Origin of the sequence: Pseudoxanthomonas gei, from assembly GCF_010119615.1 — a bacterium.
Lineage (GTDB): Bacteria > Pseudomonadota > Gammaproteobacteria > Xanthomonadales > Xanthomonadaceae > Pseudoxanthomonas_A > Pseudoxanthomonas_A gei.
The window spans coordinates 61,763-72,599 of sequence record NZ_QOVG01000004.1; the positions used below are offsets into that span (position 1 = coordinate 61,763).

Consider the following 10,837-nt stretch of genomic DNA (forward strand, 5'->3'; position numbering starts at 1 on the left):
AACCATGACTGAATTCATTCCACCCGGCACGCGCTTCCACTCCCTGCCCTCGCCCTTCCCCATGAAACGGGGTGGCGCACTGCATGGCGCCCGCGTGGCCTATGAAACATGGGGTGAGCTCAACCCGGCGGGCAACAACGCCATCCTCATCGTCACCGGCCTGTCGCCCGATGCGCATGCGGCCAGCAACGCGGGCAACGCAGATGCCGGATGGTGGGAAGCGATGCTCGGGCCGGGCAAGCCGATCGATACCGACCGCTGGTTCGTGGTCTGCGTGAACTCGCTGGGCAGCTGCAAGGGTTCGACGGGGCCTGCGTCGTTGAACCCGGACACCGGCACCCTGTACCGCCTGGATTTTCCTGAACTGTCGATCGAAGACGGCGCAGATGCGGCGCGCGAAGTCGTTCGCGGGCTCGGCATCGAACGACTGGCTTGCGTCATCGGCAATTCGATGGGCGGTATGACCGCCCTGGCCCTGCTGTTGCGGCATCCGGGCCTGGCCCGTACCCATATCAATATTTCGGGTAGCGCGCAGGCACTGCCATTTTCTATCGCCATCCGTTCGCTGCAGCGCGAGGCCATTCGCCTGGACCCGAACTGGAACAACGGCAATTACGACGAGGCGACCTATCCGGAATCGGGCATGCGCATGGCCCGCAAGCTGGGTGTCATCACCTATCGTTCCGCGCTGGAATGGGATGGGCGCTTCGGCCGGGTACGACTGGAGTCCGATCGCCCTGAAGAAGAACCCTTCGGCCTTGAATTCCAGGTGGAAAGTTACCTCGAGGGCCATGCGCGCCGCTTCGTGCGCCGCTTCGATCCCAACTGCTATCTGTACCTGAGCCGCTCGATGGACTGGTTCGACCTGGCTGACGTAGCTGGCGGCGACGTGCTCCAGGGACTTGCGCGGATCAAGGTCGAGAAGGCACTGGCCATCGGCGCAAGCACCGACATCCTGTTCCCCCTGCAGCAGCAGCAGCAGGTGGCCGATGGCCTGCGCGCCGGCGGCGCCGAAGCTGAGTTCCTGCCATTGGACTCGCCGCAGGGGCACGACGCATTCCTGGTGGACATGGAGCGTTTCGGACCCGCCGTGGCGAATTTCCTCGCTGTTCTCTGAGTTCCTGGCGCGCTGGCAGAGGCGTGGCTACGGCCAAACTGCTGGCGGGCTAAAATGCGCGCACATTCTCCGCGGAACACCGCCATGAACCTCGATTTCCCCGGCCACGAAAAATTGATCGCCTCGCTGGATGCCGCCGTCAGCCTGGGCGATGACCGCGCAGTCACCGATGCTTTGCGCAAGTCCCTGTGCAGGATGATCTGCGACGAGGACGTAGCCCTGCCCGCCTGCGTGCTGGAGCCCATCGCCGACCATTACGCACGGCGCGAGCTCTACACCAGCCCCGAACACGGCTACAGCGTGGTGGCGATGACCTGGGGCCCCGGCCAGGGCACCAAGATCCACGACCACTCGGGCATGTGGTGCGTCGAAGGCGTGTGGAAGGGCCGGCTCGAGATCACCCAGTACGAACTGGCCGAGCGGGACGCGGATCGCTACCGTTTCATTCCTGCTGGAACCATCGAGGCCGGCACCGGCTCGGCCGGCAGCCTGATCCCGCCGCATGAGTACCACACCATCCGCAATCCCTCTGAACAGGCCGTTGCCGTGTCTTTGCACGTCTACCAGCGCACCATGGTCCGCTGCGGCGTGTTTTCACCCGAAGGCGATAACACCGAATGGCAGAGTCGTGGCGAGCGCCTGCTGGGCACCGACCAGGTCCAGTAGGGTCTGCGGTTGTACCGGCGCGGCCACGAGGGGGCCGCGCATCGCCAGCTGATCAGGGGCCGCATTCCAGCAATCGGTCGGCCGTCGTGCCGTAGCCGACCTCGCTGATGGAAAGCTGGGTCCCGGCCTGCGCCTCGATTCCCGGCACTACGGTCAGGCGCCCCATGCTGGCGTTGGCGGCCTGGAAACATTTCAGCGGAACGCCGACCCGCGTCCAGGTATCCAGCGGCAGCGCGGCCAGTTGCGCGCCCACCGCAACACTTCCGCTGCAGCCTTCGCCACATTCAACGAAGAACCTTGCGTCAGGGGCCACATCGGACTCGCGGCGCAGCGTCAGCAGCAGCAAGGCGTCGCCATTGGTTTCACGGCCCAGGTCCAGCGGTTGCGCGGGCACCAGTGCGACTTTGGACAGGCCCGGGCCGGTCCACTTGAACCGCCATGCATCCTCCTGCGCCTTGTGGTCCACAGCACTGACCGAAACGCCGACATTCCTGGATTCGATGGGCCTGGTGAGTTCCGAGGTGGCGGCGTCCTGCGCCGTAGTGCGCAAACGCCACCCCTTGATCAATGCGCCGCGCTCGAAGAAGCGGTCCGACTGGTTGGCGCCCAGATCCACGCCTGGTTCTTCGGACAAGGATGCCAGGTCTCCCTTGTCCGCATAGGTAAGACCGTAACCGTAGGCGAACTGCGGCGAGTAGTTGGCCTGGCCGACATTGAGCGGCGTCTGCACCGCGTCGCGCGGCCACGAGTACGGCAGCTTGCCGCGGAAATCATGTGCGGCCTTCCCGTTCGCACCGCGCAGCAGCACATCGGCAATCCCGCCGCCTTCGGAGCCCGGCAACCAGGCGGCAACGAAGGCGTCGGATGCATTGATTTCGCGATTCACCCACAAGGGCCGTCCGGACAGGAATACGGCGACCACCTTGATGCCTTCCGACTTCAGGCGCTTGAGCAAGGCCAGGTCCTGGGTGCTGGCCGGCTTGTAGGCCACGGTCTTGATGTCGCCCTGGAATTCCGCATACGGGTCTTCGCCAAAAACCACGATCGCCACGTCGGGCTTCTGCGAATATCTGCCTTCCACTGAAAGTTCGGTGCCGCCACCGGCGGCCTTGACCTGTTCCTGGATGCCGGCCCAGATCGACTGCGCCCCGGGAAAGTCGGAAGCCTTCAGCCCGGTGCCCTGCCAGGTCAGCGTCCATCCGCCCGACTGCTTGCCGATATCGTCGGCGCCATCGCCGGCGACCAGGATGCGGCCCTTCGGATCCAGCGGCAGCAACTGACCCTGGTTCTTCAACAGCACCAGAGATTCACGCACTGCACGCCGGGCGACGGCACGGTGCTTCGGATCGCCCAGCAGCGCTGCCTGGCCACTCAGCGCGCGCTTCGAAGGCAGCCCGGCTTCAAACAGGCCGGCGCGCATCTTCACCCGCAGGATGCGGGTCACCGCATCATCCAGCCGGGCCATTGGAATCCGGCCTGCTTTCACGTGTTTCAGAGTGCTCTCGTAATAGCCCCTCCAGGTATCGGGCGCCATGATCATGTCCATGCCCGCGTTGATCGCATCGGGGCAATCGGTGGTCGTGCAACCCGGCAGCTGGCCCTGCGCGTTCCAGTCGCCCACGACGAATCCATCGAAACCCATGCGCTGCTTCAGCACCCCGGTGAGCAGGCTCTGGTTGCCGTGCATCTTGGCGCCGTTCCAACTGGAGAAAGACGCCATCACTGCCTGCGCACCTGCCTGCAGGGCCGGTGCATAGCCCGCGCCATGCGTGTCACGCAAGACGGTTTCGCTCACCTGGGTGTCGCCGGTGTCGCGTCCATCATGGGTGCCACCATCACCGAGGAAATGTTTGGCGGTGGCGATCACATGGCGCGGAGAGAGGAAGTCCTTGCCGCCGACCTTGCCCTGCAGTCCTTCGATAAGCGGCCCGGCATAGCTGGCCACCACCTCGGGATTTTCCGAATAGCCTTCGTACGTACGTCCCCAGCGGTCGTCCTGAGGGACGGCCAGGGTGGGAGCAAACGTCCAGTCCAGCCCGGTCACGCGCAACTCGACGGCGGTGGCGACAGCAATCTCGCGCATCAGTTCCGGATCGCGCGTGGCGCCCAGGCCGATGTTGTGCGGGAACAAAGTGGCACCGACCAAATTGTTGTGGCCGTGTACCGCGTCGATGCCGAACAGCAGCGGGATCGCGTTGTGGCCGCCACGGGTGTCCATGGAAGCGCGATAGAGTTCATCGGCCAGGGCCACCCATTGCGCGGCGGTGGCGTGGTAATCGTTGCCGGGGTCCGAATTGCCGCCCGCCAAGGCCGAGCCCAGGCGGTATTTGCGCACGTCGTCGGGAGTCAGGCTGGCGATATCGCCCTGCACCAGTTGGCCGACCTTCTCTTCCACCGACATCTTCGCCAGCAATGCCTTGATGCGGCGTTCAAGCGCGGGATCGACCGCCAGCGGCGACTTCATTGCCGGCCATTGCCCGGGATCGGCGACGGCCGAAGCTTTCGCGTCGGGTGAGGAGGACGCTTCGGCAGCTTCGCTGGCGCCGGGCATGGCGGACCCGCCGGCGACCATGGCAAGCGCCACGACCAGCAGGGAAAGCGGCCGAAGGGGTGCGCGCGATGCGCCGGCGTGATGGTGCTTGCTCATGGCTTGGGGTGTCCTGCACGTTCGAACGGAAAAGGAGGCGGCAGACGCAACAGGAAATATCCGGTGCATCTGGCAAGATAGGACGCATGGCAGAGGAACGAACCAGCGGTCGGGCGCGCATCGAGGACGTGGCGGAAGCCGCCGGTGTTTCGATGAAGACGGTGTCCCGCGTCCTCAACCAGGAACCCAATGTTCGCGAGGAAACCCGCCGCAAGGTGGAAGCGGCGGTTGCCAAGCTGCAGTACCGGCCCAATCCATCGGCGCGCAGCCTGGCGGGGCAGCGCTCGTACGTGGTGGCGCTGATCTACGACAACCCTTCCAGCAACTACCTGATGGAGGTCCAGGGTGGCGTGCTGGATGCCTGTCGCGCCAGCCACTACAACCTGGTGCTGGGGCCGGTGTCCTACGACCATCCGGACTGCATCGCGCATATCACCGACCTGATCGAACACACCCGCTCCGACGGACTGGTATTGACCCCGCCGCTGACCGATGACGTCAAGTTGCTCGGCCACCTGGACGAAATGGGCGTGCCGTTCGCAAGCATTTCCCCGCGCACCCATCGCGGCCGCATCGGAGTCACCCTGGACGAACACGGGGCCGTGTTCGAAATGGTCAGCCACCTCATTTCCCTTGGCCATACACGCATCGGTCATATCAAGGGACATCCTGACCACGGTGCCAGCGAGTGGCGTCATGCCGGGTACCGCGAGGCACTGAAGCATGCCGGCATCGCCTACGACACCAGGCTGGTGATCAAGGGCGAATTCTCGTACGACTCGGGCGTGCGTGGCGGCGACAGGCTGCTCGACCTGGAAGACCCACCCACCGCCATTTTCGCGGCCAATGACGACACTGCCGCAGGCGTCATCCGGGCAGCCAGCAAGCGCGGTCTGGTGGTGCCCGACGATCTTTCCGTTTGCGGATTCGACGACACGCCCATCTCCCGCCAGATATACCCGCAGATCACCACCGTGCGCCAGCCGACCCGGGAAATGGGGCGGGTGGCGACCCTGGAACTGCTCAAGGCCATACGCGACCCCAATGCAGGCGAGATGGTGCGCATGGGTTACGCCCTGCAGCTGCGCGAGTCGACCTCAAGCAGGCGCAAGACCCGGTAATACGCTGGCGCTGCGCATGCGCAGCGCCAGCAGCAATGCCCTTCGTCAATGCGCATTGCCGGCGGCAAGCTTGTCCAGGTCGATGCCCTGTGCCCTGAGGATGGACACCGTGCGCAGCGCATAGAACGCCAGGTAGGCGAAGCAGACCACGCCAACGAAGTAGCTCATCTGCATGCCAACCTGGTCTGCAGCCAGGCCCTGCAGCCAGCTTACGATGCCGCCGCCCATGATCATCATGATCAACAGGCTGCTGCCCTGGTTGGTGTGCTTGCCCAGGCCGGTGATGGACAGGGCGAAAATGCACGGCCACATCGTGCTGCAGAACAGGCCGACGCTGATGAAGGCCACGGCGCTGGTCTTGCCGGTGGTGGACATGCCGATCACCAACGCGGCAATTCCGCAGATGGCGAAGTACAGCAACATGCGCGCCGGATTGCCGCGACTGGCCAGGGTGGCCAGGATCATCAACGCGATGACGAACACATAGCCCATGAATTGCGACACTTCATGTCGTGCAATCGCGTTCACCGCCAGGAATACTCCAAAGGCCAGGAAAGGCAGGACCAGGGTCAGCAGCCGCTTGGCACCGGCCCCGACGTTGAACGCGCCCGCCGCGCCGGTCCAGCGCCCGATCATCAGGCTCGCCCAGTACAGCGAAACATAGGGGGCAACCGAGGACGTGGAAATGCCCATGCTTTCTTCCAGCAGCGCCGGCAGGTTGGCGACGGTAGACACCTCCACGCCCACGTAGACAAAGATGGCCAGCATGCCCAGCACCAGCTGCGGGTAGCCGAAGGCCGAAGCCTTGTGCAGCAACTTGCTGTTGTCCTGCGCTTCGGACTCGGTCACTTCCTCAAGGTCGATGCGATCGGGCACCGAGGAAAACTTGAGGAAAACCGCCACCAGCAGGAAGGCCAAACCCAGCACGAGGTAGGGGGTTTTCACGCTTTCGATGCTGGCCTCGGTACCTCCTGCGGCAACGCTGCCGAAGATGGCCAGGCTTACGAGCAGCGGGCCGATGGTCGTGCCGAAATTATTGACGCCACCAGCCATGGTCAGGCGTTGCGAACCCGTACGCGGGTCGCCCATCACGATGGCCAGCGGATTGGCGGCGATCTGCTGCAGTGAGAAACCCAGGCCCACGATGAACAGGCCCGACAGCATCAGGTTGAAAGATCCCAGGTTGGCAGCAGGGTAAAAGAGCAAGGTGCCGATGGCCGAGATCACCAGCCCAAGGGCGATACCGTTCTTGTAGCCGATGCGATTCAGGACGTCGGTGCCGATGAACTTGGAAACGAAAAAATAGATCAACGAGCCGACCGTATAGGCCACGTAGAACGCAACCGACACGAACTGGCTCTGCGCATGACTGAGGCTGAATGCCTTCTTGAATACCGGGATCAGGATGTCGTTGCTCGCCGCTACGAATCCCCAGAAAAAGAATACCGTGATCAGGACGCCGAACTGGGACCAACGGGTCTGCTGTGTGGCCATGTTTTCAGTAACCGCCTTCATAGTTGGAGATCGCCCTGAAACTGCACAGGGAGCCCGCTGCTTTTGTACGCATCTTTTGTATCCGCCGAGATTACATCGCGAGTCGAATATCGCACAGGCGCAGGACCTTGCTGGGTCCTTCCCCCTCGTGGCGACAGCTTGAGCACGGATGCGACATGGGACCGGGATTGGATCGAAGGCCCACTTGCCTCCTTCCCCAGCCCGCCACGACCTTTTCCGGCTACCCCTGACAGCGCTGTCAAGATACTTAATCGGCGCGGGAATGCATTCCGCGCTGCAGCATGCCCGTCGTGCCTCCATGGCGGGGACAGCGGTCCGGGATTGGGGATTGCCGCGCAGTCGGCTATACTCCGCGGCCGCGCCGAAGTGGCGGAATGGTAGACGCAGCGGACTCAAAATCCGCCGCCCTTAAAAGCGTGTGGGTTCGAGTCCCACCTTCGGCACCAGCAAGAAGCCCTGCGATCGCGGGGCTTTTTTCTTGCCTGTGGCTGCCTCGCTACATTGCCTGCCGGGTACGAAGCCCGCTTCCCCAGATGCGGCTGGTCAAGCCGATCGGCCCGCGGATAGCGATAAAACGATAGCTGCAGCGCCATGCGGCCGTGGCTGGCTACTGCGTCAATCCATTGGCGAAGTTGCGCACTGTCTCCGGTGTTGCCGGCATATTTTTGTTAGATTGGGTTTGCCTCGATTTGTCAGGAACCATGCCATGGACGCATCAACCAGCGATTCGATCGCGGGCGGCGCCGACCTTGCCGTCTCCCTGCGCCCCCGTCCGGCCGTCGACCTCTGCAAGCGCGGAGAATTGCGGGTAGAGCGCTTCCTTGATGCGGCCACCGAGGTATTCACCGAGAAGGGCTACCAGCACGCCCGCCTGAGCGAGATCGTGGCGCGCGCCGGGGGATCGCTGGCCACCCTGTATCGCGTCTTCGGGGACAAGGAAGGACTGGCCCACGCCATCATCCGGCGTCGGCTGCAAGACCTGAGCGCCCGCCTGCAGGACCTCAACCTTTCTGGCCTGTCACCCGAGGATGCGTTGCAACAGGCCGCCGAACGGATTGCCGAGGGCATGTGCACCGCTGAATCGGTGGTCATCCACCGGATCGTCATTGGTGAGGGTCAATCCTTCCCCGGCATGCGCGACTGGTTCTTCGACCATGCTGTCGCCGCGGTGCGCACCAGCCTGGCGGACTATTTCGAGCAGGAAATGGCCGCTGGCCGGCTGAAACTTGCGTCGTCCAGCCTGGCGGCCAGCCAGTTCTTCATGATGCTGTTCGGCGACCTGGTGATCCGCGTCTCGTCCGGCAACCTCAAGGAGCCGGATCCGCAGGAACTGCGTTCGTATGCGCAGAACGCGGTACAGCTTTTCCTGCACGGCGCCCTGCCCCGCTAGCCTTCCGCCCTGCACGCTCACGCCGGCCATATGCGGCGGACGGCATGCTGCGCGCTTTCCCTGTCTGGCGCGCGCATGGATCTCAAGAGCGGTTACCCCTACTGGGCCGTCAAGAACGGCCTGATGCACTCCTTCCCCCCATTGCAGGAAGACGTGCGATGCGATGTCGCCATCATCGGCGGCGGCATCACCGGCGCGCTGATTGCCGATGAACTGGCCGGACATGGCCATGACGTGGCGGTAGTCGAGCAGCGCGACGTAGGCTGGGGAAGCTCGTCGGCCAGCACCGCATTGCTGCAGTATGAAATAGACACCCACATGATCGACCTGGCCAAGCGCTATGGCGAACGCGATGCCGTACTTGCGTACCGGCAGTGCGCTGAGGCGATCTCCATGCTGCAGGACAAGGCCCGGGACATCCGCGACGTGGATTTCGGCTGGATGGAAAGCCTCTACTACGCCAGCAAACGCCGGCACGCCAGTGTGCTGCGGGAGGAATTCGAGCTGCGCCTGCGCCATGGTTTCGAGGTGGAGCTGCTGGAGAACGAAGACGTCAACGCGCGCTATGGCATCGATGCGCCGGTGGCGATCCTCAGCCACCAGGCAGCGCGCATCGATCCCTACCGCATGGCCTATCGTTTGCTTGCCCGCTTGCAGAAACGCGGCGGCGCGGTCTTCGACCGCACGCGCATCCAGAGTATCCAGTCCACTTCGCGCGGCATCACCCTGCAGACCACAGAAGGCCAGGTCATCCGCGCCGACCACCTGGTGCTTGCGGCCGGTTATGCCAGCCAGCAATGGCTGGAGAAAAAAGTCGCGCAGAACCGCAGCAGCTACGCGTTCATCACCGACCCCATCGAGGCCGACACGCTGGGCCAGCTGAAGGACACGATGGTATGGGAGTCGGCACGCCCCTACCTTTACATGCGCAGCACTGGCGATGGCCGGCTGCTGGTGGGCGGGGAAGACGACAGCATCGACATCCCCGCGCGGCGCGACGCACGCGTGGACAAGAAGGCGCGCACCCTGGAGAAGAAGGTCGGCAAGCTCTTCCCCGAGGTGCCATTCAAACCCGCGTTTGCATGGGCAGGCACGTTCGCCGAGACCCGGGACGGGCTGCCTTTTTTCGGTCCGCATGCGCAGCACGGGCCGCGCGTGCACTTCGCCATGGCCTATGGCGGCAACGGCATCACCTACAGCATGCTGGGAGCTGGCCTGCTGCGCGCTCTGATCGAGAAGCGCAAACACCCACTGGCAAGACTATTCGCTTTTGGACGATTGGATCGCTGAGCGTAATCGGGGCCTGGCGAGAAGCAAAAACTCACGGCCACCAACCTTGCCCCGTCATTGCGTAGCGGTCGGCCGCACGTTCGAACGGATTGCGCACGCTGACCCCACCGCAAGCCAGGTAGACCGGCAGGAACAACGGCCCCAGCACCATGTACTGGTAGACATGGGCGCGCTCGTGGTCGCCAATCTTGATGCGCGGATGCTGGCAGCGCCCTGCGCTGTGCTCGTAGGTCACGCATTCCGAATCCAGCGTGTGCCCGGTGTGCAGGATGGTGTTGCCCAGAGTGATGGCGCCGCCCGGACCCCACGGCCAATGGTGGAAGACCACGGCGAAGTCGCGGCTGCTGACCTGCGGCTTCGCGCCGAAAAGCATGCCCACCCCGCCACCGAGCAGGCCAATCAGACTATTCGGCGAAGCCCAGACGATCCCGAGGGCCAATCCAATCTCCCGCCACCCGACTTGCATGGGCGCTCAGTCCGCTTCGTTGGGCATCAACAGCCACAGGATCAGGTACACCAGGATCCCCGGGAAGGCAGCCGAGGCGAGCGAGACGATGACGAAGAGGACGCGTAGCAAGGTCGAATTCCAACCAAAGCGACGCGCGATCCCACCCATCACGCCCGCCAGCATGCGGTCGCTGAGTGAGCGCGCGAAGGGTTTTTCCTGTTCCACGATAGCGTCCTCCCGAAAAAAACGATGCTTGAAGTCTAGCGCTTCAGTGCGTCGCGGCGGTATTGCGCAGCCGCTGCAATTCGCCCAGGAACCAGGTGGACGCGGCTTGTTCGGTGCTGCCGCATTTCACCCGGTAGGGACGCCCACTCAGGCTGCTGCGGCTCGCGGCACGCTCGACGAACTGCTCGGCGGTGTCCACCTTGTTCTTCTTCAAGAGGTAGTCGTACTTGCGTTGCAGGTGGGCGCGCGCCTCGGCCGCGTCGTACCAGCTCCCGTTACGCTGGAAACGGCATTTCGAATCCCCAAGCACGGCGATCAGCCGTGCAATTTCAGCTTTGGCCTTTGCAGAAGGCGCTGCTGTCGTCATGGGCGCCAGCAGTACTCCTGCAAGGGCCAGGATCGAGCTGGCCATTGCACT

The 10,837-nt window shown here is 63.7% G+C and carries 10 protein-coding genes and 1 tRNA gene; 6 read left to right on the plus strand and 5 right to left on the minus strand.

The genetic code is table 11. The annotated features are described in order from the left end of the window. Positions 1–4: 4 nt before the first annotated feature. Positions 5–1,117, plus strand: coding sequence for a homoserine O-acetyltransferase MetX (gene metX, locus DT603_RS07170; protein WP_162349193.1), 1,113 nt, complete (start codon positions 5–7; stop codon positions 1,115–1,117). Between the two features lie 84 nt (positions 1,118–1,201). Further along, a complete protein-coding gene (locus DT603_RS07175) occupies positions 1,202–1,783 on the plus strand; it encodes a cysteine dioxygenase family protein (RefSeq protein ID WP_162349194.1) in 582 nt (193 codons plus the stop codon). Between the two features lie 52 nt (positions 1,784–1,835). On the opposite strand, the gene DT603_RS07180 is transcribed toward DT603_RS07175, so the two are convergent. Further along, the gene (locus tag DT603_RS07180) at positions 1,836–4,430 is read right to left on the minus strand and encodes a glycoside hydrolase family 3 protein (RefSeq protein ID WP_162349195.1); all 2,595 of its coding nucleotides are present in this window, start codon (positions 4,428–4,430) and stop codon (positions 1,836–1,838) included. An 86-nt stretch (positions 4,431–4,516) separates the two neighbouring features. Between DT603_RS07180 and DT603_RS07185 the strand changes: the two genes are divergently transcribed. Further along, a complete protein-coding gene (locus tag DT603_RS07185; protein ID WP_162349196.1) occupies positions 4,517–5,551 on the plus strand; it encodes a LacI family DNA-binding transcriptional regulator in 1,035 nt (344 codons plus the stop codon). A 45-nt stretch (positions 5,552–5,596) separates the two neighbouring features. On the opposite strand, the gene DT603_RS07190 is transcribed toward DT603_RS07185, so the two are convergent. Next, positions 5,597–7,045 carry an MFS transporter gene (locus tag DT603_RS07190; protein WP_162349197.1) on the minus strand — a complete coding sequence of 483 codons (1,449 nt, stop codon included), beginning with the start codon at positions 7,043–7,045 and terminating at the stop codon, positions 5,597–5,599. 381 nt (positions 7,046–7,426) lie between these two features. On the opposite strand from DT603_RS07190, the gene DT603_RS07195 reads away from it, so the two are divergent. The 3 genes from DT603_RS07195 (at position 7,427) to DT603_RS07205 (ending at position 9,746) form a co-directional block, all read left to right on the plus strand. Then, positions 7,427–7,512: transfer RNA gene (locus DT603_RS07195), tRNA-Leu, on the plus strand. A 260-nt stretch (positions 7,513–7,772) separates the two neighbouring features. Further along, positions 7,773–8,456, plus strand: coding sequence for a TetR/AcrR family transcriptional regulator (locus DT603_RS07200; protein ID WP_162349198.1), 684 nt, complete (start codon positions 7,773–7,775; stop codon positions 8,454–8,456). A gap of 75 nt (positions 8,457–8,531) precedes the next feature. Beyond that, entirely contained in the window at positions 8,532–9,746 is a 1,215-nt protein-coding gene (locus DT603_RS07205; protein WP_162349199.1) for an NAD(P)/FAD-dependent oxidoreductase, read from the plus strand. A 31-nt stretch (positions 9,747–9,777) separates the two neighbouring features. Here DT603_RS07205 and DT603_RS07210 read toward each other — a convergent pair whose 3' ends face one another. The 3 genes from DT603_RS07210 to DT603_RS07220 are packed head-to-tail and all read right to left on the minus strand — an operon-like array spanning position 9,778 to position 10,831. Further along, positions 9,778–10,212 carry a hypothetical protein gene (locus tag DT603_RS07210; RefSeq protein ID WP_162349200.1) on the minus strand — a complete coding sequence of 145 codons (435 nt, stop codon included), beginning with the start codon at positions 10,210–10,212 and terminating at the stop codon, positions 9,778–9,780. 6 nt (positions 10,213–10,218) lie between these two features. Next, positions 10,219–10,419, minus strand: a complete 201-nt coding sequence (locus tag DT603_RS07215) for a PspC domain-containing protein (protein WP_343037732.1) — start codon at positions 10,417–10,419, stop codon at positions 10,219–10,221. A 43-nt stretch (positions 10,420–10,462) separates the two neighbouring features. Then, entirely contained in the window at positions 10,463–10,831 is a 369-nt protein-coding gene (locus tag DT603_RS07220) for a YfeK family protein (RefSeq protein ID WP_162349201.1), read from the minus strand. Positions 10,832–10,837: the final 6 nt, after the last annotated feature.

Bases quoted from the DNA above. Each gene is read 5' to 3' on its own strand.
- DT603_RS07180 (WP_162349195.1), bottom strand. From the start codon at position 4,430: ATGAGCAAGCACCATCACGCCGGCGCATCGCGCGCACCCCTTCGGCCG.
- DT603_RS07200 (WP_162349198.1), top strand. From the start codon at position 7,773: ATGGACGCATCAACCAGCGATTCGATCGCGGGCGGCGCCGACCTTGCC.
- DT603_RS07190 (WP_162349197.1), bottom strand. From the start codon at position 7,045: ATGGCCACACAGCAGACCCGTTGGTCCCAGTTCGGCGTCCTGATCACG.
- DT603_RS07175 (WP_162349194.1), top strand. From the start codon at position 1,202: ATGAACCTCGATTTCCCCGGCCACGAAAAATTGATCGCCTCGCTGGAT.
- metX (WP_162349193.1), top strand. From the start codon at position 5: ATGACTGAATTCATTCCACCCGGCACGCGCTTCCACTCCCTGCCCTCG.
- DT603_RS07205 (WP_162349199.1), top strand. From the start codon at position 8,532: ATGGATCTCAAGAGCGGTTACCCCTACTGGGCCGTCAAGAACGGCCTG.
- DT603_RS07185 (WP_162349196.1), top strand. From the start codon at position 4,517: ATGGCAGAGGAACGAACCAGCGGTCGGGCGCGCATCGAGGACGTGGCG.
- DT603_RS07220 (WP_162349201.1), bottom strand. From the start codon at position 10,831: ATGGCCAGCTCGATCCTGGCCCTTGCAGGAGTACTGCTGGCGCCCATG.
- DT603_RS07210 (WP_162349200.1), bottom strand. From the start codon at position 10,212: ATGCAAGTCGGGTGGCGGGAGATTGGATTGGCCCTCGGGATCGTCTGG.